We start from the raw sequence: 21,773 nt of genomic DNA, 5'->3' as shown, positions 1-21,773 counted from the left end.
GTTTACATTCAGTAAATGAGCATTTTCGCTTTGCCCTCCAACGCGGCATAACCGAGCGCAGTAGTTTTCAGAGGGTGCCGTAATGGCTTTTGAATCTATGTTCCAGCCGATCCAGATCGGCAAACTGACCATCCGCAACCGCGTGCTCAGCACTGCGCACGCCGAGGTGTATGCCACCGACGGCGGCATGACTACCGAGCGCTATATCAAGTACTACGAAGAGAAGGCCAAGGGCGGTATCGGCCTGGCGATTTGTGGTGGCTCTTCGGTGGTGGCGATCGACAGCCCGCAGGAATGGTGGAGTTCGGTAAACCTGTCTACCGACCGCATCATTCCGCACTTCCAGAATCTGGCCGACGCCATGCACAAGCATGGCGCCAAAATCATGATTCAAATTACCCACATGGGCCGCCGCTCGCGGTGGGACGGCTTCAACTGGCCAACCCTGATGTCGCCGTCGGGCATCCGCGAACCGGTACACCGCGCCACCTGCAAAACCATTGAAGTGGAAGAAATCTGGCGTGTGATCGGCAACTACGCCCAGGCCGCGCGCCGGGCGAAGGAAGGCGGCCTGGACGGTATCGAGCTGTCCGCCGTGCACCAACACATGGTCGACCAATTCTGGAGCCCGCGCGTTAACAAGCGCACCGATGAATGGGGCGGCGACTTCGAAGGGCGGATGAAATTCGGTCTCGAAGTGCTCAAGGCCATTCGCCAGGAAGTGGGCCCGGATTTCTGCGTCGGCATGCGCATCTGCGGCGACGAATTCCACCCCGACGGCCTCAGCCATGAGGACATGAAGCAGATCGCCAAGTACTACGACGACACCGGCATGATCGACTTCATCGGCGTAGTCGGCTCGGGCTGCGACACCCACAACACCCTGGCCAACGTGATCCCCAACATGAGCTACCCGCCGGAGCCTTTCCTGCACCTGGCGGCGGGCATCAAGGAAGTGGTCAAGGTGCCGGTGCTGCACGCGCAGAACATCAAAGACCCGAACCAGGCCACGCGCATTCTCGACGGCGGTTACGTCGACATGGTCGGCATGACCCGCGCGCACATCGCCGACCCGCACTTTATCGCCAAAATCAAAATGGGCCAGGTCGACCAGATCAAACAGTGCGTCGGCGCCAACTACTGCATCGACCGCCAATACCAAGGCCTGGACGTGCTGTGCATCCAGAACGCCGCCACGTCCCGCGAATACATGGGCGTGCCGCACATCATCGAAAAAACCACCGGCGTAAAACGCAAGGTTGTGGTGGTCGGCGGTGGCCCAGCCGGTATGGAGGCGGCGCGTGTGGCTGCCGAACGTGGCCACGACGTGACCCTGTTCGAGAAGAAAGACGCACTGGGCGGGCAGATCACCACCGCCTCGAAAGCACCGCAGCGCGACCAGATTGCCGGCATTACCCGCTGGTATCAGCTGGAACTGGCGCGGCTGAAAATCGACCTGCGCCTGGGCACCGGCGCCGACGTCGCGACCATTCAAGACCTGCGCCCGGACGTGATCGTGCTCGCCAACGGCGGCCATCCGTACCTGGAACAAAACGAGCATTGGGGCTCGGCCGAAGGCCTGGTGGTCAGCAGCTGGGACGTGCTCGACGGCAAAGTGGCGCCGGCCAAAAACGTACTGGTGTACGACACCATTTGCGAATTTACCGGCATGTCCGTCGCCGACTTCATGGCCGACAAGGGCTCGCAGGTTGAGATCGTCACCGACGACACCAAACCCGGCGTGGCCATGGGCGGCACCTCGTTCCCCACCTACTACCGCAGCATGTACCCCAAAGACGTGGTCATGACCGGCGACATGATGCTGGAAAAGGTCTACCGCGAAGGCGACAAACTGGTGGCCGTGCTGGAGAACGAATACACCGGCGCCAAGGAAGAGCGTGTGGTCGATCAGGTGGTGGTGGAAAACGGCGTGCGGCCGGACGAAACTTTGTACTACGCCCTGAAAGAAGGCTCGCGCAACAAAGGCCAGATCGACGTCGAAGCGCTGTTCGCCATCAAACCGCAGCCGTGCCTGAGCGAGGCGGGCGACGGCTACTTGCTGTTCCGCATCGGCGACTGCGTAGCCCAGCGCAACACCCACGCGGCGATTTATGACGCGTTGCGGTTGTGTAAGGACTTCTAAGCGATGGTCTCCCCTCGCCCGCCTGCGGGAGAGGGGCCGGGGGAGAGGGGCTGTTGATTCGGTGATTCGCGTCGCCTGCCGCCCCCTCTCCCTAGCCCTCTCCCCGCAGGGGCGAGGGGACCGATTTGTGTTGTTTCCCGGTCCCGCGAAGGAGACCAATGATGTTAAACACCCTTCTGCCCATCCTCCTGTTCGCCGCCCTGCTGTTGGCGGTGATCGGCGCGGCCAAGCGCTTTTTCATGTGGCGCCGTGGCCGCGCCGCCGAGGTCGATTGGCTTGGCGGTTTGCTGGCCATGCCCAAGCGTTACATGGTCGACTTGCACCATGTGGTGGCCCGCGACAAATACATCGCCAACACCCACGTCGCCACCGCTGGCGGTTTTGTCTTGGCTGTCGTGCTGGCGCTGCTGGTGCATGGTTTCGGCCTGCATAACCGCATCCTCGGCTTTGCCTTGCTCGGCGCCTGCGTGCTGATGTTTGTCGGTGCGCTGTTCGTGGCCAAGCGTCGGCTGGACCCGCCCTCGCGCCTGTCGAAAGGCCCGTGGATGCGCCTGCCGAAAAGCCTGCTGATGTTTTCCGTCAGCTTCTTTATCGCCACCTTGCCGGTGGCCGGCATTCTGCCCGCCGACTTTGGCGGCTGGGTGCTCGCCGGAGTGCTGGCGATTGGCGTGGCCTGGGGCGTGTCGGAATTGTTCTTCGGCATGACCTGGGGCGGGCCGATGAAACACGCCTTCGCCGGTGCCCTGCACTTAGCCTGGCACCGCCGCGCCGAGCGTTTTGGCGGTGGCCGTTCCACCGGCTTGAAAGCCCTCGACCTGTCCAATCCCAACGCGCCGCTGGGCGTGGAAAAACCCACCGACTTCACCTGGAACCAACTGCTTGGTTTCGACGCCTGCGTGCAATGCGGCAAATGCGAAGCGGCGTGCCCGGCCTTTGCGGCGGGGCAACCGCTGAACCCGAAAAAGCTGATTCAAGACATGGTCGTCGGCCTGGCCGGCGGCACCGATGCCAAGTTTGCGGGCAGCCCCTACCCGGGCAAACCTGTGGGCGAACACGCCGGCGGCCCGCATCAACCCATCGTTAACGGCCTGGTCGATGCCGAAACGCTGTGGTCGTGCACCACCTGCCGTGCCTGCGTGGAGGAGTGCCCGATGATGATCGAGCACGTCGATGCCATCGTCGACATGCGCCGCCACCTCACCCTGGAAAAAGGCGCCACGCCAAACAAGGGCGCCGAAGTGCTCGACAACCTGATCGCCACCGACAACCCTGGCGGCTTCAACCCCGGCGGCCGGCTGAACTGGGCGGCGGATTTGAACCTCAACCTGCTCAGCGAAAAACACACCACCGACGTGCTGTTCTGGGTCGGCGACGGCGCCTTCGACATGCGCAACCAACGCACCCTGCGCGCGTTCGTGAAAGTGCTGAAGGCCGCCAACGTCGACTTCGCCGTGCTCGGCCTGGAAGAACGCGACAGCGGCGACGTGGCCCGGCGTCTGGGTGATGAAGCGACCTTCCAGAGCCTGGCCAAACGCAACATTGCCACGCTGGAAAAGTACAGCTTCAAACGCATCGTCAGCTGCGACCCGCACAGCTTTCACGTGCTGAAAAACGAATACGGCGCCCTCGGCGGTCACTACCAAGTGCTGCACCACAGCACGTTTATCGCCGAGCTGATCGCCGCGAAAAAACTCAACCTTGGCCAGCACAAAGGCGGTTCGGTGACCTATCACGACCCGTGCTACCTCGGCCGCTACAACGGCGAATATGAAGCGCCGCGCGACGTGCTGCGCGCCCTCGGTATTGAAGTGAAAGAAATGCAACGCTCGGGTTTTCGCTCACGCTGTTGTGGCGGCGGTGGCGGCGCGCCGATCACCGACATTCCGGGCAAGCAGCGAATTCCGGACATGCGCATGGTCGACATCAAAGAAACCGGCGCCGAGTTGGTAGCCGTGGGTTGCCCGCAATGCACCGCGATGCTGGAAGGTGTGATCGAGCCTCGGCCGCAGATCAAAGACATCGCCGAGCTGGTGGCAGAGGTGCTGCTGGAGACGCCGGTTGTGACGGTTAAGCGCGTGGCGGAGGGAGTGGAATGATGGACCTTCGTTTGCTGTCACCCCCTCTCCCTAACCCTCTCCCCCAGGGGGGCGAGGGGACGAATCGCGCGCGAATTAACTCCCCTCGCCCGCTTGCGGGAGAGGGGCTGGGGGAGAGGGGCCTTTCGCTCTTGCCCGCTCGCCGGAGAACCGACCATGTCTGACCTCATCCGCCGCAACCCCCACGCCGAGCGCATTGCCCGCAACCGCCTGCACCCGTTGCACGCCACCTTGCAGCGCAGCGAAACCAGCTGGATCGGCCCCAACGGCGTCATCCGTAAAAACCCCCACGCGGTCGGCTTTATCGGCCCCAACGGCATCAAGCGCATCGACCGCAGCGGCGTGCAGCAGGGCGGCACCACCAAGCGCTCCAGCCAGAGCGCCGTGGTCCAACTGCCGCTGCACAGCGTGCCGGCGCCCAGCTTTTACATCGTGGTGGTGCCCGACATGGTTGGCGGCCGCCTGACCGCCCACGACCGTGACCTGCTCGGCCTGGCCCACAAGCTCGCCGGCAGCGCGGGCGCGGTGTTGGCCGTGGTGTTTGGCGAGCACAAAGAAAACAGTTTCGACACCGCTGGCGTCGACCGTCTGCTGCACCTCGACGGCGCGCTATACAGCGGCTACGCGCCCGAGCAACAGGTGCAAGCCTTGACCGCCATTGAACGGCAATTCCAACCGCGTCATTGGCTGCTGCCCGACAGCCGCACCGGCGGCGGCGAGCTGGGGCGTCGCCTGGCGGCGCAGTTGGGCGAACGTCCGGCTACCCGCGTGTGGCAAGTCACCGAGGAGCAATGCATTGGCCGCGCCGGTGCCGGCCAGCAAGACCTGCAACGTCCACTCGCCCGGCTGATTCTGGCCGCCAGCGAATGCGCCGAGCCGGTCAGCGAAACCCGTCATGAAGCGCTGCCCATCGTGCTTGAACACGACGTCGCCCGTTGCCTGCCGCGTATCGAAGACCTCGGCGCCGTGGCAGTCGACCCCGCCGCCACGCCGATGGCCGAGGCGGAATTCATTCTGTCCGGCGGCAACGGCGTTAAAGACTGGGACCTGTTCCACCGCACCGCCGTCGCCCTCGGCGCCACCGAAGGCGCTTCACGCGTGGCGGTCGACGACGGCCATATGGCACGCAACCGCCAAGTCGGCGCGACCGGCACCTGGGTGACGGCGCGGGTGTACCTGGCTGTCGGTATTTCCGGCGCCATCCAACACCTGCAAGGCATCGGCGCCTGCGACAAAGTGGTGGCCGTCAACCTGGACGCTGGCTGCGACATGATCAAACGCGCCGACCTGTCCGTCATCGGCGACTCGGCGGCCATTCTCACCGCCCTAATCGAACGCATGGCCGCGCACCGTGCCGGAGGCAATCGCGATGCAGCCTAAGCCACTCTCAGTGTTGTGCCTGGTGTCCATCGGCGCCCACCCCACCTCGGGCCGCGCCCGTCGCGCCGAGCAAGATGCACGCGCTGTCGAACTGGGCTTGCGCCTGGCCGGCGAACAGCTGCGCGTGCTGCACGCCGGCGACGCCCAGCAAGACGCCTTGCGCGCCTACTTGGGCATGGGCCTGAACGAACTCAGCGTGCTGCAACAGCCGGACGGCGCCGACGCGTTGCCGGTGTTGCTCGACTTCCTCAAAGACAGCAAAGCGCAACTGGTACTCACCGGCAGCCAGGCTGAAACCGGCGAAGGTTCGGGCATGTTGCCGTACCTGCTGGCCGAGCAATTGGGCTGGCCGCTGGTGGTCGGCCTGGCCGAAGTGGAGAAGGTTGAAAACGGTGTAGCGCAGGTGCTGCAAGCGCTGCCTCGCGGCCAACGCCGGCGCCTGCAAGTGCGCCTGCCGTTTCTCGCCAGCGTCGACAACGCCGCCCCGGTCGCCCGGCAAAGCGCCTTTGGCCCAGCCCGTCGCGGCACGTTGAGCGCCGATGAGGTTGAAGTGCTCGATGATGACTTGCTCGCCAGCGCCACCTTTCAACCGGCACGCCCGCGGCCCAAACGGCTGAAAGTAATCAAAGCCAAAACCGGTGCCGAACGCATGAAAGCGGCGACGGCGAAAGCGGCGGGCGGCGGCGGGCAGATAGTGAAGGACGTCAGCGCCGAAGAGGGCGCGGAAGCGATCTTCAAGCTGTTGCTGGAGGAAGGAGTCATTCGCTAGCCGCGCAGCAAGCGTCGACCGAAAGGCCGATGGTTTGTCCGTTTCGAGCTATGTTTTCAATACGACTCGCGCGTAGTGCTGCGGGCCGTCTGGAAAACCTGCCTGAGCGAATGCCAGCGCTCGGTTCGACTGAAAGGACATTCGTCATGCTGCGAAAGATCGACATCGGCCCACGTACTACCCTGGCGTTCAGCCTTATTGCATTGATGGTGCTGGTTCTCGGCGCCATTGCCTTGTCCAAGATCTCGGACATGCGCAACGACTCATTGGAAGTGAACGATAACTGGCTGCCCAGTATCCTGGCGCTGGACGCCCTGGCGCAAAATTCGTTGCGACTGCGCGCCGTCACCTTGCGCTTGATCGTCAACCGTGAAGCCGACGATCAAGCCGCCAACAGCAAGCGCGCCCAGGAACTCAAGGCTTCGCTGGGCGACAACCAGCGGCGTTACGAGGCGTTGATTTCGAGCCCGGATGAACGCGCCAGCTACGAGCGATTTGCCGCAGCCTTGACCAGCTACCTGCAAGAGCAGGAAAAAATCACCCAATTCGTCCAACAGCAGAAATTCGACGAAGCCACCGCAGTGGCTTCTGGGCGCATGGTGGAGTTCACCGACACCATGGCCCGGGAAATCGTGCAGTTGACGGCCATCAACACGGCCGGCGCCAATGCCGCTCGGCAGCGCTCGGACCATGTGTTCACCACCGCGCGCAACAGCATGATCATCACCATGATTTTGGCTGCCATTGCAACGGCGGTGCTGGCGCTGGTGATCACCCGCAGCATTGTGCGGCCATTGCTGCGCGCTGTGGATGTGGCCGAAGTGGTGGCCTCCGGTGACCTGACCGAACGCATAGAAATCGACGGCACGGACGAACCCGCCCGCCTGCTCACCGCCTTGCGCACCATGCAGCAGAACCTGCGCAGCACCATTCAGAGCATTGCCGATTCCTCCAATCAATTGGCGTCGGCGTCCGAAGAGCTGAGCGCCGTGACCGAGGACTCCACGCGCGGCCTGCATCAGCAAAACGACGAAATTGAACAGGCCGCCACCGCCGTCAACGAGATGACCACGGCCGTGGAAGAAGTGGCGCGCAACGCCGTAATCACCTCCGAAGCCTCGCGCGAATCCGACCGCACCACCCAGCGCGGTCGTGAGCAGGTGCTGCAAACGGTGAACTCGATTTCCAGCCTGGCCGATGACGTCACCACCTCGGCCGATCAGGTGCTGCAGCTGGCCGAAAAAGTGCGCGACATCAGCCAGGTGCTCGACGTGATTCGCTCCATTGCCGAGCAAACCAACCTGCTGGCGCTGAACGCCGCCATCGAAGCTGCACGCGCCGGTGAAGCCGGACGTGGCTTTGCCGTGGTGGCCGATGAAGTGCGCGCCTTGGCGCACCGCACGCAACAGTCCACCCAGGAAATCGAACAAATGGTTGGCGGCATTCGCAACGGCGCCGATCAGGCCGTGAATGCCATGCAGAACAGCAACCAGCGAGCGCGCAGTACGCTTGAAGTCGCGCGCGAAGCGGGCACGGCGCTGGACGAAATCGCCGTCGCCATTTCCGCCATCAACGAACGCAACCTGGTAATCGCCAGCGCCTCGGAAGAACAGGCGCAGGTGGCGCGAGAAGTGGACCGCAACCTGACCAACATCCGCGATTTGTCGTTGCAGTCATCGGCGGGGGCGAACCAAACGGCGGCGGCCAGCCAGGAGTTGTCGCGGTTGGCGGTGGGGTTGAATGGGATGGTGGCGCAGTTCAGGGTGTGAGGCTGAGCACGTCCCTTCGTCATCCGTGTCGTGCTCTATCACACCATTCACTTGGAATTCTGGATTCCGAATCGTCGGACCGCCGCCTGCGCGGGAATGACGGTGGTATTTGTCGAGACGTCCGTCATCCCCGCGTAGGCGGGGATCCAGAGTTTACCGGTAACACGCTATTTCGAACCCGAGAGACACCGTCGCCAGGGGTATTACTGGGTCTTGATCCCATACAAATACGGCGCCGGCGCAGCCCCCAAATTGCTCAGCAAGCGCTCGCTGTACCAGTCGATAAAATTCACCACGCCAAACTCATAGGTCTTCGAATACGGCCCCGGCTGATAAGCGGTGGAGTTGATGCCGCGTTGGTTTTCTTCGGCCAGGCGACGGTCCTGGTCGTTGGTGGCGTCCCACACTTGGCGCATGCGCACCGGGTCATAGTCCACGCCTTCAACGGCGTCTTTGTGCACGATCCATTTGGTGGTGACCATGGTTTCCTGGGCGCTGATCGGCCACACGGTAAACACGATGATGTGGTCGCCCATGCAGTGGTTCCACGAGTGCGGCAAATGCAGGATGCGCATGGAGCCCAGGTCGGGATTTTTGATGCGGCCCATCAATTTGTTGCAGCCTTGTTTGCCGTCCAGGGTCATCGATACGGTGCCCTTGAGCAGCGGCATGCGCACGATGCGGTTACGCAGGCCGAAGCTGGCGTGGGCGTATGGAATTTTCTCGGCGTCCCAGGCGGCAGCGGAAGCGGCGACGTGGTCTTTGAAGGCCTGGTCGGCGCGCGGGTCGGTGACGTCGTCCCATTCCAGCAAGGTTTTCAGCAGCTCAGGGTGCGAGCCGTTGCAGTGGTAGCACTCGCGGTTGTTTTCGATCACCAGCTTCCAGTTGGCTTTTTCCATCAAGGTGGTTTGCACCGCCACCTTGGTGTTCTCCATGTCGTAGGGCTCCATGTAATGAGCCAGGGTGGAAAGGAATTCATCAATGGCCGGCGGGTTCTCGGCCAGCGACACGAAGATGTAGCCGCCCGCGACTTTCACATGCACCGGCTTGAGGCCGAATTTCTTCATGTCGAAGTCGTCGCCCATTTCGGTGCCCGCGTACAGCAGGCGGCCGTCGAGTTCGTAGGTCCACTGGTGGTACGGGCACACCAGCTTGGCGACCTTGCCTTTCTCGCCGGTACACAGGCGCGAGCCCCGGTGGCGGCATACGTTGTGAAACGCATTGACCACGCCGTCGGCGCCGCGAATCACCACGATCGGGTTTTTGCCCAATTGGAAGGTTAGGTAATTGCCCTTCGCCGGGATCTCGCAGGTCATGCCGGCGATCAACCATTCCTTGTGGAAAATCTCCTGCATGTCGATATCGAACAGGCGCTCATCGCTGTAAAACGGCTGCGGCAGCGAATAGGTGCGCTCGCGGTTTTGCAGCATTTCGGCGGTGGCCTTGCGTGCCGGCTCCAGCGGGTCGCCCAAACTCAGGGTGGTGGTATCCATGGCTCTGTCCTCATGGCTGATCGCGGTGTGCGCGCAGCGGAAATTGGCGGTTGGTGTTCACGCAAGGCGCTTATGTAAGGCGCTCTAGATTGAGGTGGAGTGTGGAGTCGGGCGCGTTGATGGCCTTATCCATGGACGACACGGCCGAATCCGTTTCCGACGCGCCAGCCCCGATGGTTGGGGGCTGGTCGCGGTGAGCATGTCGATGTCGCAGATAGGTAAGTGACCCACTAGGCGCATGCCCACAATCGGCGCCATAGTCCCGGGCACAAGACCCAGGCAACCCTAAGCGTCAGCGGGAGCGAACATGTCCAACACTTTCCTTAATCCGGTCAACACCCAGACCTGGGCCAACGGCCGTCACCTGGTGCGTTGCGTCAAAGTGATCCAGGAAACCTGGGACGTGCGCACCTTCTGCTTTATGGCCGACCAGCCGATCATGTTCTTCTTCAAGCCGGGGCAGTTCGTCACCCTGGAACTTGAAATCGACGGCCAGCCGATCATGCGTTCGTACACCATCTCCAGCTCGCCATCGGTGCCGTACAGCTTCTCGCTGACCATCAAGCGCGTGCCGGGCGGCAAGGTGTCGAACTGGCTGCACGACAACCTGAAAGAAGGCGACGAGCTGCCGGTGCACGGCCCGGTTGGCCTGTTCAACGCCATGGATTACCCCACCGACAAAGTGCTCTACCTCAGCGGCGGCGTGGGCATTACCCCGGTGATGTCGATGGCGCGCTGGTTCTTCGACACTAACGCCAATGTCGACATGGTCTTCGTCCACAGCGCCCGCTCGCCGCGCGACGTCATCTACCGCCGCGAGCTGGACCACATGGCCTCGCGTGTGCGTAATTTCGGTTTGCACATCATTTGTGAAAAGCACGGCGAAGGTGAGCCGTGGGCTGGCTATCGCGGCTACCTCAACCAACCGATGCTGGAACTGATCGCCCCGGACTTTCGTGATCGTGAAATCTTCTGCTGCGGCCCGACGCCTTACATGAGCGCCGTGAAACGCCTGCTCGAAGCCAACGGTTTCGACATGGCGCGCTACCACGAAGAATCGTTCGGCGCGACGCCGGCCGAAGACAAAGCCGAAGCCATCGTCAACGCCGAACAGGCCGCCGAAGCGCCGGCGCCGGACGCGGCTGATCTCAATCAGGTGGAATTCACCGCCACCGGTAAAAGCATTCGCGTGGCGCCTGGTGAGACCGTGCATGCGGCGGCGGCCAAGCTGGGGCTGCACATTCCCAAGGCTTGCGGGATGGGGATTTGTGGGACGTGCAAGGTGATGAAGACTTCCGGTGATGTGGAGATGGAGCACAACGGGGGGATTACGGATGAGGATGTGGCGGAGGGGTACATTCTGTCGTGCTGCAGTGTGCCGAAGGGGGATGTGGTGATTGATTATTAAGCGAAGCCCGGCTTAGCCGGGCTGCTTTCGATCGGCGAAAAACCTTCATTAGCGCGTCTGCGCGGAGATCTGTTTCGCGCCTTACGCGCGAGCTTTTCTACCGCGCCCGTTATCAAAACCTCCGTCATCCTCGCGAACGCGGGGATCCAGAATTTCAAGCCGTACACGATAGATCGGCGTAGGTATTCATTACCGCGTGTGCTGAACGTTTTTGTTTCGCGCCTTACGCGCGAGTCACTTTTGTCATTGCCGGTATGCCGGACCACCCAAAAGTAACCAAAAACGCTAGCCCCTACCTTGGGTCTACGCTGCGCTCCGACTTCCCTCATTCCACCGCCGCTCCGGGGGCACGGACTAGGCGTCCCCGCGATAAGGGCCATCCATGGCCCGACACGCCTCTCGCGGCTCCCGGCCGCTCAACCCCCTCCACGTCGCCTCCATTCGGCCTGCGATGAACGGGGCGGGTAGATCACAAGCCAGATCAAGATCAAGAGCGGGAGATCAAAGGCATCGCGGCTGTGCGTCGTCTGTGGGAGCGGCTTTAGCCGCGATTCCTGCAAACGAAAATGCCACGGCAGAAATACGGTTTGTTCATTCTTGAACCTTCACCTCGGGCAATTCCTGCAACCGCCAAACCCCTGCCTCAACCACCGCAACCTGCTGCCGGTAAAACAATCGCCACTTACCGTCCCGCTGGGCAAATTCATACGCCTTGCCCGCCGCCGGCGCCGCCTCGGTGAACCGGCTTTCGCGCTCGGGGTTTCCCTGCCCCGGCCCGGTAATTGGCACGTACCGATTACGCCCGAGCAAACGCAGCAGGTGCAGTTGGCCGTCGATAAAGCCTTGGAAATGCACGTCGAGCACATTGTCTTGCAGCCAGTGCAGCGTATCGCTGCGCGGCTCGGCGATGGCGACGCGGTGGAGCACGGCAGGCGCTTCGGCGAAGGCGATCAGGGCGATAAAATTGCCGCAATCGGACACCCGGTGGTCCAGCGCCCATTCGCCCGGCAATTGCCAGTCACCGATGCTGCACTGGTAGGCGCGCAGGTCGCCTTCGCGGCTGGTGCGTAGCGCTTGCCAGGTCAGGCGCTCGCCATTTTTCAGCGGGACGCTTTGCAGGAGCAGCGGGGCGTCGTTGAGGGGCAGCAGCAGGTCCACTTCCGGCATCTCGGCGTAGCCCAGTGTCGGTTTGCCGCGACGGGTTTGGCCGGTTACCAGCTCGATTTGGCCGTGGGTGTACGAGGTCACGGGGCCGTGGTCGCGGTATTCCAGGCACGGTTGCGCCCAGTTCATGCGCAGGCGCAGATGTTCCGTTTCCAGGCCGATAAAGTTTGGCGAGCTGGACAGCGGTTCGCGCGCTTTGGGCTGCCAGGTGTTGCTCATCAGGCGCCAGCCGCTGCTGCGTTGCCACAGCCAGAAGCCGCTGACGTCGTCGCGGCTGGCGGCGCAGACGAAGGTCTGGGCGTCTTTGCTGAACACCAGGCTGGGGTCGGGTTGCATCAGCATCAGGCCGGTGGCCTGGCCGTCGAGTATCAGTTCGCCTAGGGGATTGCGCAGCGGTTCCAGCGGGTCGCCGAGGTCCATCAGGCGCTCGGGCAAGCGGGTGCGCAGTTCAAGCGTCGGCGCCTGAGGGGGCGAGGGCAGTGTGCGGTTCTGGTGGTCGGCTTGCAGGTACTGCCAGTAGCTGTCGGGCAGCCACAGGTCCTGAATGCCGACGAAGGTGTCCACTCGGTTGGCGCCGGCTATCAGCTCGTCGATGTTGGCGCGGTAGGGCGCGTCGGAGGTCAGCGGGCTGACCCGGCCGATCACCTCGGTGCTGCTGACGTGGTCCAGTTCCCAGAAGTGGCTGATGGCGCAGTGGTGCAGCACGCGCTGTTGGCGGTCGTAGATCAGCAAGCTCCATTCGTTGCGGCTCGGTGCTGGCGACACGAAGTAGCGGCCGTCGCTGGAGAATTGCGCCGAGGGGCTGGCGTTGAAGATCACGCTGCCGTCGGGCAGCAGGTAGTCGCACACCACCGGCCCGCCCATGGCGATTTCGCTTTCGCCCAGTAACCGCACGGCTTCGCCTTCGGGCGTCAGGCGTGGTTCGCCACCACCCCAGGCGCTAGCGCCGCGGGCGCTGTAGGGGGTGGGCAGCGGCATGGGGTGGGTGTCGCTCGCGCGCTCGACCTGTTTTTCCAGGTTCAGGGCGAGGCGTTTTTCCAGGTGGCTGATGAGCAGAAGGCCGCCGAAGATCACCAGCACGCCGGCGCAAAAGGCTATCCAAAACGTGGGGATGGCGCGGCCGATGCCGATGGCCAGGCCAAGGGTCCAGAAGAAGTTGAATTGCTGGAGGCGGTAGGGCACGCCGCCGCGGATGCGGTTGGTTAGCCAGGCGATGGGCAGGTAGATCAGCCAGCCGAGCACGCTCAGGGCGAGTGGGGCGAACACGGGGATGACGATGATTAGGGCGATCCAGCCGAGTTCGAGGAATAGTTCGAGGAACAGGCGGGGGAGGGACTGTATGGATCGGGTGTCCATGAACGTGTTCGGCTCGGGATTCTGGATCCCCGCCTGCGCGGGGATGACGGTGTTGAGGTTGAGGGGTTAAGCCTGCATCACCAACCGAATATCCGCTGCCAGCTCGCGCACGCGTTCTTCTTCGGTGTCCCACGAGCACATAAACCGCGCGCCGCCAGCGCCGATGAAGGTGTAGAAGCGCCAGTCCCGCGCGCGCAGGGCTTCGATGGCCGGTTCCGAGAGTTGTAGGAACACGCCGTTGGCTTCCACCGGGAACATCAGGCTTACGCCCGGAATGTCGCTGACCAGCTCGGCCAGCAGGCGCGCGCAGCTGTTGGCGTGGCGGGCGTATTTCATCCAGGCGTCGTTTTCCAGCAGGCCGACCCACGGCGCGGAGAGGAAGCGCATTTTCGAGGCCAGTTGGCCGGCTTGTTTGCAGCGGTAGTCGAAGTCTTCGGCCAGTTGTTTGTTGAAGAACAGAATCGCCTCGCCCACGGCCATGCCGTTTTTGGTGCCGCCAAAGCACAGCACGTCGATGCCGGCTTTCCAGGTCAGCTCGGCAGGCGAGCAGTCGAGAAAGGCGCAGGCGTTGGCGAAACGGGCGCCGTCCATGTGCAGGTTCAGCCCCAGCTCGCGGCAGGTGGCGCTGATGGCTTTGAGTTCTTCGGGGCGGTACACGCTGCCAATTTCAGTGGCTTGGGTGAGGGTGACCACGCGCGGTTTGGGGTAGTGAATGTCTTGGCGCTTGAGGGCGATTTCGCGAATGGTCGCGGGCGTCAGCTTGCCGTTTTCGGTGCGCGCGGTGAGCAGTTTCGAGCCGTTGGAGAAAAACTCCGGCGCCCCGCATTCGTCGGTTTCAACGTGGGCGGTCTCCGAGCAGATCACGCTGTGGTAGCTCTGGCACAACTGCGACAACGCCAGCGAGTTGGCGGCGGTGCCGTTGAAGGCGAAGTACACCTCGCAGTCGGTTTCGAACAGCCGGCGAAAGTGGTCCGAGGCGCGGGCCGTCCATTGGTCATCGCCATAGGCACGGTCGTGGCCGTGGTTGGCCTGCGCCATGGCGGCCCAGGCTTCGGGGCAAATGCCGGAATAGTTGTCGCTGGCGAACTGTTGGGTGGTGTCGGTCATGGAGGATTTCCTGGGACGGCGATGGGCAACACTTTAGCGCGGGTCGGTCTTTGTGTCGTTCAAAGAGCATCGAGGTTGAAGCCTCTCCTACAGTGGAACGTATTTCATTGTGGGAGCGGCTTTAGCCGCGATGGGTCGTTTGCCGGCTTGGTCAGTTTGAGCATTTTGACGTCGCAAACAGGCATATGGCTGTGCTGGCGATTTCGCAGAATCGCTACACGCACAACCGCTCCGCCTGCCGGAGTGGGCGCCCATAACAATGATGCGGCAGCCGCTGTCGCTGGAGACCCGAGATGTTCAGCAAAAACGACCAGATCAAAGGCTATGACGATGCACTGCTGGCAGCCATGGATGCCGAAGAAGCGCGCCAGGAGCATCACATCGAGCTGATCGCGTCGGAGAACTACACCAGCAAGCGCGTGATGCAAGCTCAGGGCAGCGGCCTGACCAACAAGTACGCCGAAGGTTATCCGGGCAAGCGTTACTACGGCGGCTGCGAACATGTGGACAAGGTCGAGCAACTGGCTATCGACCGCGCCAAAGAACTGTTCGGCGCCGACTACGCCAACGTGCAACCGCACTCCGGCAGCCAGGCCAACGCCGCTGTGTACCTCGCGCTGCTGCAAGCCGGCGACACCGTGTTGGGCATGAGCCTGGCCCACGGCGGCCACCTGACCCACGGCGCCAAGGTGAGTTTCTCCGGCAAGCTCTATAACGCGGTGCAGTACGGTATCAACACCGACACCGGCCTGATTGATTACGACGAAGTCGAGCGCCTGGCCGTCGAGCACAAGCCGAAGATGATCATTGCCGGCTTCTCGGCCTATTCGAAAACCCTCGACTTCCCGCGCTTCCGCGAAATCGCCGACAAAGTGGGCGCTTACTTTTTTGTCGACATGGCCCACGTTGCCGGTCTGGTAGCCGCTGGTTTGTACCCCAACCCGCTGCCCTATGCCGATGTGGTCACCACCACCACCCACAAAACCCTGCGCGGCCCGCGTGGCGGTCTGATTCTGGCCAAGGCCAACCCGGACCTGGAAAAGAAATTCCAGGCTGCCGTCTTCCCCGGTGGCCAGGGCGGCCCGCTGATGCACGTGATTGCCGCCAAAGCGGTGTGCTTCAAGGAAGCGCTGGAGCCTGGCTTCAAGGCGTATCAGCAGCAAGTGATCGATAACGCGCAGGCCATGGCTAAAGTCTTTATCGAGCGCGGTTATGACGTGGTGTCCGGCGGCACCGACAACCACTTGTTCCTCGTCAGCCTGATTCGCCAGGGCCTCACCGGCAAAGACGCCGACGCCGCCCTCGGCCGTGCCGGCATCACCGTGAACAAGAACGCCGTGCCGAATGACCCACAGTCGCCGTTCGTGACCTCGGGCTTGCGCATCGGCACACCCGCCATCACCACACGCGGCTTCAAAGTGGCGCAGAGCGTGGAATTGGCCGGCTGGATTTGCGACATCCTCGACCACCTCGGCGATGCCGATGTCGAGGCGCAGGTGGCCAAGCAAGCCGCTGCCCTGTGTGCGGATTTCCCGGTCTACAAGTGATTTCACCCGACTGAATTACCAGCCCTCGCCAGCGGTCGGCGAGGGACGCAGCGAGGAGCACCTCTGATGCAACGTTATTCCGGCTTCGGCCTGTTCAAGCACTCGCTCAGCCACAACGAAAACTGGCAGCGCATGTGGCGCAACCCGACACCGAAACCGGTGTACGACGTGATTATCGTCGGCGGTGGCGGCCACGGTCTGGCCACGGCTTACTACCTGGCCAAAGTGCATGGCATCACCAATGTCGCGGTGGTCGAAAAGGGTTGGTTGGGCGGCGGCAACACCGCGCGCAACACCACCATCGTTCGCTCCAACTACCTGTGGGATGAGTCGGCGCACCTGTACGAACACGCCATGAAGCTGTGGGAAGGGCTGTCGCAAGACATCAACTACAACGTGATGTTTTCCCCCCGTGGCGTCTACAACCTGTGCCACACGCTGCAAGACATGCGCGATTCCGAGCGCCGCGTGAGCGCCAACCGCCTCAACGGTATCGACGGTGAATTGCTGGATGCCAAGCAGACCGCCGCCGAAATTCCGTACCTCGATTGCTCGAAAAACACCCGCTACCCCGTCATGGGCGCCACCGTGCAACGGCGCGCCGGGGTGGCCCGTCACGACGCCGTGGCCTGGGGCTACGCCCGTGCCGCCGACGCCTTGGGCGTGGACCTGATTCAGCAAACCGAAGTGATCGGCTTCCGTAAGGAAAACGGCGTGGTCGTCGGCGTTGAAACCAGTAAAGGCTTTATCGGCGGCAAGCGTGTGGGCGTGGTCACGGCGGGTAACTCCGGACACATGGCCAAACTCGCCGGCTTTCGTCTGCCGCTGGAATCTCACCCGCTGCAAGCGCTGGTGTCGGAGCCGATCAAGCCGATTATCGACAGCGTGATCATGTCCAACGCCGTGCACGGCTACATCAGCCAGTCCGACAAAGGCGACCTGGTGATCGGTGCCGGCATTGACGGCTACGTCGGCTATGGCCAACGCGGCTCGTACCCGACCATCGAACACACCCTGCAAGCCATCGTCGAGATGTTCCCGGTGCTCAGCCGCGTGCGCATGAACCGCCAATGGGGCGGCATCGTCGATACGTCGCCGGACGCCTGCCCAATCATCAGCAAAACCCCGGTGCCCAACCTGTTCTTCAACTGCGGTTGGGGCACCGGCGGCTTTAAAGCCACACCCGGTTCGGGCCACGTATTTGCCGCCAGCCTGGCCACTGGCGAGATGCACCCGCTGGCCAAACCGTTCTCGATGGACCGCTTCCACAACGGCGCCTTGATCGACGAGCACGGCGCAGCGGCAGTGGCCCACTAATCAAGGGGGCGTTTCCCTCTCCCGCATGCGGGAGAGGGTGCCCAAAGGGCGGGAGAGGGGCTTTAAGCGGCGACGCAAAAACCCTCTCCCCCGGCCCCTCTCCCGCAGGCGGGCAGAGGGGAGCGAAAAACACGAATTCTGGAGGTACGGCCATGCTGCAAATTTTCTGCCCTCACTGTGGCGAGCTACGCGCTGAAGAGGAATTTCACGCGGCCGGCCAGGCGCATATTCCGCGCCCGCTCGACCCCAACGCCTGCACTGACCAGGAGTGGGGCGATTACCTGTTCTTCCGCGACAACCCCCGTGGCATTCACCACGAGCTGTGGATTCACGCCGCCGGTTGCCGCCAGTACTTCAACGCGACGCGCGACACCATCAGCTACGAAATTTTCGAAACCTACAAGATTGGCGAGAAGCCCTCGGTGACCGCCAAACCGAAAGCCAGCGCCGCAGGAGAACAGGCATGAGCCAGATCAACCGCCTGAGTAACGGTGGCCGGATCAACCGTAACCAGCCGCTGACCTTCACCTTTAACGGCAGCACCTACCAAGGTTTTGCTGGCGACACCCTGGCCGCCGCGTTGCTGGCCAATGGCGTCGACATCATCGGCCGCAGCTTCAAGTATTCGCGCCCTCGCGGCATCGTCGCCGCTGGTGCTGAAGAGCCCAACGCCGTGCTGCAAATCGGCTCCCGCGAAGCCACGCAAATCCCCAACGTGCGTGCCACGCAACAAGCGCTGTACAGCGGCCTGGTCGCCACCAGCACCAACGGCTGGCCGAGCGTGAACAACGATGTGATGGGCATTCTCGGCAAGGTTGGCGGCGACATGATGGCGCCCGGCTTTTACTACAAAACCTTTATGTACCCGCAGTCGATGTGGATGACGTACGAAAAGTACATCCGCAAAGCCGCAGGCCTGGGCCGCGCGCCGAAGGAAAACGATCCCGACCGCTACGACCACATGAACCAGCACTGCGACGTGCTGGTGGTCGGCGGTGGCGCTGCTGGTCTGGCCGCTGCGCTGGCGGCTGGCCGTGCTGGTGCGCGGGTGATTCTGGCCGATGAGCAAGAAGAGTTCGGCGGCCAGTTGCTCGACAGCCGCGAAAGCCTCGACGGTCGTCCGGCTGCCGACTGGGTGGCCAAAGCCGTGGCCGAATTGAAAGCCATGCCTGAAGTGCTGCTGCTGCCGCGCGCCACGGTGAACGGCTACCACGACCATAACTTCCTCACCATTCACGAGCGCCGTTTCGACCACTTGGGCGAAACCGCCCCGCTGGGCGAGACGCGTCAACGCATGCACCGCGTGCGTGCTAAACGTGTGGTCCTGGCCACCGGCGCCCACGAGCGGCCGCTGGTGTATGGCAATAACGACGTGCCGGGCAACATGCTCGCCGGCGCCATCTCGACGTATGTCCGCCGTTACGGCGTAGCGCCGGGCAAGCAGCTGGTGCTGTCGACCACCAACGACTTCGCCTACCGCGTTGCGCTGGACTGGCTCGAAGCCGGCCTGAAAGTGGTCGCCATCGCTGATGCCCGCCCCAACCCACGCGGCGCCTGGGTGGAAGAAGCCCGCGCCAAAGGCGTGCGCGTGCTCACTGGCAGCGCCGTGATCGAAACCCGTGGCAGCAAGCGCGTGAGTGCGGCGCGTATCGCCGCCATCGACCCGGTTGCCCATAAAGTCACCAGCCCCGGCGAGTGGCTGGACTGCGACACCGTGGCCACCTCCGGCGGCTACAGCCCGGTCGTTCACCTGGCCTCGCACCTGGGCGGCAAGCCGACCTGGCGTGAAGACCTGCTGGCATTCGTGCCCGGCGAAGGTTTCCAGAAGCGCGTGTGTGCCGGTGCCGTTAACGGCGTGTTCCAGCTGGGCGACGTGCTGGCCGATGGTTTCGAGGCGGGCGTAAAAGCGGCTGGCGAAATCGGTTTTGCACCTGTCACCGGTGAAGTGCCAAACGTGGCTGCACGCAGCGAAGAGGCGAGCATCGCCTTGTTCCAAGTGCCCCACGAAAAACCCACCGCCCGTGGCCCGAAACAATTCGTCGACCTGCAAAACGACGTCACCAGCGCCGGTATCGAACTGGCCACCCGTGAAGGCTTCGAGTCGGTCGAGCACGTTAAACGCTACACCGCTCTGGGTTTCGGTACCGATCAGGGCAAGCTCGGCAACATCAACGGGCTGGCGATTGCCGCGCGTTCGCTGGGCATCAGCATCCCGCAGATGGGCACCACCATGTTCCGCCCCAACTACACGCCGGTGACCTTCGGCTCGGTAGCCGGGCGCAACTGCGGCGCGCTGTTCGACCCGGTTCGCTACACCGCACTGCACGCCTGGCACCTGGCGCAGGGCGCCGAGTTTGAAGACGTCGGCCAATGGAAACGCCCGTGGTATTTCCCGAAAAACGGTGAAGACCTGCACGCCGCCGTGGCCCGCGAATGCAAAGCCGTGCGCGACAGCGTCGGCCTGCTGGACGCCTCCACCCTCGGCAAAATCGACATTCAAGGCCCGGATGCCCGTGAGTTTCTCAACCGCGTGTATACCAACGCCTGGACCAAGCTCGACGTGGGCAAAGCCCGCTACGGTCTGATGTGCAAAGAAGACGGCATGGTCTTCGACGACGGCGTGACCGCGTGCCTGGCCGACAACCATTTCCTGATGACCACCACCACCGGCGGCGCTGCCCGCGTGATGCAGTGGCTGGAGATTTACCACCAGACCGAGTGGCCGGACCTCAAGGTGTACTTCACCTCCGTGACCGACCACTGGGCCACCATGACCTTGTCCGGCCCCAACAGCCGCAAGCTGCTCAGCGAAGTGACAGACATCGACCTGGACCGCGACGGCTTCCCGTTCATGACGTGGAAAGAAGGCCTGGTCGGCGGCGTGCCGGCGCGGGTGTTCCGTATCTCGTTTACCGGTGAACTGTCGTACGAAATCAACGTGCAGGCCGACTACGCCATGGGCGTGCTGGAAAAAATCGTCGCCGCCGGCAAGCAGTACAACCTGACCCCGTACGGCACCGAAACCATGCACGTACTGCGGGCCGAGAAGGGCTTCATCATCGTCGGCCAGGACACCGACGGCTCGGTCACCCCGGACGACCTCAACATGGGCTGGTGCGTGGGCCGTACCAAACCGTTCTCCTGGATCGGCTGGCGCGGCATGAACCGCGAAGACTGCGTGCGCGAGAACCGCAAACAGCTGGTTGGCCTGAAACCGGTAGACCCCAAGTTCGTGCTGCCCGAAGGCGCGCAACTGGTGTTCGACACCAAACAGCAGATTCCCATGGCCATGGTTGGCCACGTCACCTCCAGCTACTACAGCGCCAGCCTGGGCTACAGCTTTGCCCTGGCAATGGTTAAAGGCGGCCTGAAACGCATGGGCGAGAAGGTGTGGGCGCCGTTGGCCGATGGCCGTTTCGTGGAAGCGGAAATTTGCAGCTCGGTGTTCTTCGATCCGAAAGGGGAGCAACAGAATGTTTGACTCCCTGAATCACACCCTTACCGCCATGCCGGACGTTTTATTCGCGAGGTCTGTATGACAGCTATCAACGTGTACCAGCAGCGCCCTGAAGCCGGCAAAGCCGAGTCGCCGCTGCACCACGCCGGCCTGGCCGACGCCGCCGGCAAAGGCAAAGCCAGCGCCGGTATTCAACTGCGCGAACGCAAACTGCTCGGCCACCTGACCCTTCGCGGCGACGGCCACGACGCCGCGTTTGCTGGCGCCGTGCACAAAGCCACCGGCCTGGAATTGCCCGGGGCCCTGGCGGTGATCACCGCTGGCGAAACCTCGCTGCAATGGATGGGCCCGGATGAATGGCTGCTCATCGTGCCAAGTGGCACCGAGTTCGATGCCGAGAAAAAACTGCGTGAAGCGCTGGATGGTCAACACATACAAATCGTCAACGTCAGCGGCGGGCAGACCGTGCTGGAACTGACCGGCACCCACGTGCGCGAGCTGCTGAAAAAGTCCACCAGCTACGACGTGCACCCCAACAACTTCCCGGTGGGCAAGGCCGTGGGCACCACCTTCGCCAAGTCGCAACTGGTGATCCGCCACACCGCCGAAAACACCTGGGAGCTGCTGGTACGTCGCAGCTTCAGCGACTACTTCTGGCTGTGGTTGCAAGACGCCAGCCAGGAGTTTGGCTTAGCGGTAAAAGCATCGTAGCCCCTGTGGGAGCGGCTTCAGCCGCGATGCTTTTCAAGAGCATCGCGGCTGAAGCC

General features: G+C 62.8%; 14 protein-coding genes and 1 pseudogene. 12 read left to right on the top strand and 3 right to left on the bottom strand.

All coding sequences use genetic code 11. From position 1 onward, the window contains the following. Positions 1 to 82: 82 nt before the first annotated feature. The 6 genes and pseudogenes from dgcA (at position 83) to AC0IW7_RS07535 (ending at position 8,157) form a co-directional block, all read left to right on the top strand. Positions 83 to 2,143: a dimethylglycine demethylation protein DgcA gene (gene dgcA / locus AC0IW7_RS07560; protein ID WP_471816829.1), complete on the top strand. Its 2,061-nt coding sequence runs from the start codon at positions 83 to 85 to the stop codon at positions 2,141 to 2,143. A 161-nt stretch (positions 2,144 to 2,304) separates the two neighbouring features. Beyond that, positions 2,305 to 4,239, top strand: a complete 1,935-nt coding sequence (gene dgcB / locus AC0IW7_RS07555) for a dimethylglycine demethylation protein DgcB (RefSeq protein WP_471816827.1) — start codon at positions 2,305 to 2,307, stop codon at positions 4,237 to 4,239. Between the two features lie 156 nt (positions 4,240 to 4,395). Continuing rightward, complete coding sequence (gene etfA / locus AC0IW7_RS07550) at positions 4,396 to 5,619, top strand: electron transfer flavoprotein subunit alpha (protein ID WP_471816825.1); 1,224 nt, start codon at positions 4,396 to 4,398, stop codon at positions 5,617 to 5,619. Further along, complete coding sequence (etfB, locus tag AC0IW7_RS07545) at positions 5,609 to 6,388, top strand: electron transfer flavoprotein subunit beta (RefSeq protein ID WP_471816823.1); 780 nt, start codon at positions 5,609 to 5,611, stop codon at positions 6,386 to 6,388. Before etfA ends, etfB begins: the two co-directional genes overlap by 11 nt. A 29-nt stretch (positions 6,389 to 6,417) precedes the next feature. Next, positions 6,418 to 7,023: pseudogene (locus AC0IW7_RS07540) on the top strand (MCP four helix bundle domain-containing protein); the annotation flags it as partial. A gap of 81 nt (positions 7,024 to 7,104) precedes the next feature. Beyond that, positions 7,105 to 8,157 (top strand): methyl-accepting chemotaxis protein, encoded by a 1,053-nt coding sequence (locus AC0IW7_RS07535; protein WP_471817012.1) that lies wholly within the window; start codon positions 7,105 to 7,107, stop codon positions 8,155 to 8,157. A gap of 203 nt (positions 8,158 to 8,360) precedes the next feature. Here AC0IW7_RS07535 and gbcA read toward each other — a convergent pair whose 3' ends face one another. Next, on the bottom strand, positions 8,361 to 9,650 hold the full coding sequence (gene gbcA / locus AC0IW7_RS07530) for a glycine-betaine demethylase subunit GbcA (RefSeq protein WP_463384146.1): 1,290 nt from the start codon (positions 9,648 to 9,650) through the stop codon (positions 8,361 to 8,363). Between the two features lie 307 nt (positions 9,651 to 9,957). Between gbcA and gbcB the strand changes: the two genes are divergently transcribed. Beyond that, positions 9,958 to 11,058, top strand: coding sequence for a glycine-betaine demethylase subunit GbcB (gene gbcB / locus AC0IW7_RS07525; protein WP_471816821.1), 1,101 nt, complete (start codon positions 9,958 to 9,960; stop codon positions 11,056 to 11,058). 591 nt (positions 11,059 to 11,649) lie between these two features. Here gbcB and AC0IW7_RS07520 read toward each other — a convergent pair. Both AC0IW7_RS07520 and AC0IW7_RS07515 read right to left on the bottom strand, forming a co-directional pair. Continuing rightward, the gene (locus AC0IW7_RS07520; RefSeq protein ID WP_471816819.1) at positions 11,650 to 13,578 is read right to left on the bottom strand and encodes a ferredoxin; all 1,929 of its coding nucleotides are present in this window, start codon (positions 13,576 to 13,578) and stop codon (positions 11,650 to 11,652) included. A 66-nt stretch (positions 13,579 to 13,644) separates the two neighbouring features. After that, positions 13,645 to 14,685, bottom strand: a complete 1,041-nt coding sequence (locus tag AC0IW7_RS07515) for a threonine aldolase family protein (RefSeq protein WP_122492054.1) — start codon at positions 14,683 to 14,685, stop codon at positions 13,645 to 13,647. Positions 14,686 to 14,978: 293 nt separating this feature from the next. On the opposite strand from AC0IW7_RS07515, the gene glyA reads away from it, so the two are divergent. The 5 genes from glyA (at position 14,979) to AC0IW7_RS07490 (ending at position 21,717) form a co-directional block, all read left to right on the top strand. Continuing rightward, positions 14,979 to 16,232: a serine hydroxymethyltransferase gene (gene glyA, locus AC0IW7_RS07510; protein ID WP_122492053.1), complete on the top strand. Its 1,254-nt coding sequence runs from the start codon at positions 14,979 to 14,981 to the stop codon at positions 16,230 to 16,232. Between the two features lie 66 nt (positions 16,233 to 16,298). Continuing rightward, entirely contained in the window at positions 16,299 to 17,549 is a 1,251-nt protein-coding gene (locus AC0IW7_RS07505) for a sarcosine oxidase subunit beta family protein (protein ID WP_471816817.1), read from the top strand. Positions 17,550 to 17,701: 152 nt separating this feature from the next. Further along, complete coding sequence (locus tag AC0IW7_RS07500) at positions 17,702 to 18,016, top strand: sarcosine oxidase subunit delta (protein WP_122492052.1); 315 nt, start codon at positions 17,702 to 17,704, stop codon at positions 18,014 to 18,016. Further along, positions 18,013 to 21,030, top strand: coding sequence for a sarcosine oxidase subunit alpha (locus AC0IW7_RS07495; RefSeq protein ID WP_471816815.1), 3,018 nt, complete (start codon positions 18,013 to 18,015; stop codon positions 21,028 to 21,030). The genes AC0IW7_RS07500 and AC0IW7_RS07495 overlap by 4 nt, the downstream gene beginning before the upstream one ends. A gap of 54 nt (positions 21,031 to 21,084) precedes the next feature. After that, positions 21,085 to 21,717 carry a sarcosine oxidase subunit gamma gene (locus AC0IW7_RS07490; protein ID WP_471816813.1) on the top strand — a complete coding sequence of 211 codons (633 nt, stop codon included), beginning with the start codon at positions 21,085 to 21,087 and terminating at the stop codon, positions 21,715 to 21,717. Positions 21,718 to 21,773 lie beyond the last annotated feature (56 nt).

The organism is Pseudomonas sp. AC229, from assembly GCF_979254655.1.
This window is presented reverse-complemented; position numbering and strand designations above follow the sequence as displayed.

Bases quoted from the DNA above. Each gene is read 5' to 3' on its own strand.
- AC0IW7_RS07520 (WP_471816819.1), bottom strand. From the start codon at position 13,578: ATGGACACCCGATCCATACAGTCCCTCCCCCGCCTGTTCCTCGAACTA.
- gbcA (WP_463384146.1), bottom strand. From the start codon at position 9,650: ATGGATACCACCACCCTGAGTTTGGGCGACCCGCTGGAGCCGGCACGC.
- AC0IW7_RS07515 (WP_122492054.1), bottom strand. From the start codon at position 14,685: ATGACCGACACCACCCAACAGTTCGCCAGCGACAACTATTCCGGCATT.
- AC0IW7_RS07505 (WP_471816817.1), top strand. From the start codon at position 16,299: ATGCAACGTTATTCCGGCTTCGGCCTGTTCAAGCACTCGCTCAGCCAC.
- gbcB (WP_471816821.1), top strand. From the start codon at position 9,958: ATGTCCAACACTTTCCTTAATCCGGTCAACACCCAGACCTGGGCCAAC.
- AC0IW7_RS07500 (WP_122492052.1), top strand. From the start codon at position 17,702: ATGCTGCAAATTTTCTGCCCTCACTGTGGCGAGCTACGCGCTGAAGAG.
- etfA (WP_471816825.1), top strand. From the start codon at position 4,396: ATGTCTGACCTCATCCGCCGCAACCCCCACGCCGAGCGCATTGCCCGC.
- dgcB (WP_471816827.1), top strand. From the start codon at position 2,305: ATGTTAAACACCCTTCTGCCCATCCTCCTGTTCGCCGCCCTGCTGTTG.
- dgcA (WP_471816829.1), top strand. From the start codon at position 83: ATGGCTTTTGAATCTATGTTCCAGCCGATCCAGATCGGCAAACTGACC.
- etfB (WP_471816823.1), top strand. From the start codon at position 5,609: ATGCAGCCTAAGCCACTCTCAGTGTTGTGCCTGGTGTCCATCGGCGCC.
- AC0IW7_RS07535 (WP_471817012.1), top strand. From the start codon at position 7,105: ATGATCATCACCATGATTTTGGCTGCCATTGCAACGGCGGTGCTGGCG.
- AC0IW7_RS07490 (WP_471816813.1), top strand. From the start codon at position 21,085: ATGACAGCTATCAACGTGTACCAGCAGCGCCCTGAAGCCGGCAAAGCC.
- glyA (WP_122492053.1), top strand. From the start codon at position 14,979: ATGTTCAGCAAAAACGACCAGATCAAAGGCTATGACGATGCACTGCTG.
- AC0IW7_RS07495 (WP_471816815.1), top strand. From the start codon at position 18,013: ATGAGCCAGATCAACCGCCTGAGTAACGGTGGCCGGATCAACCGTAAC.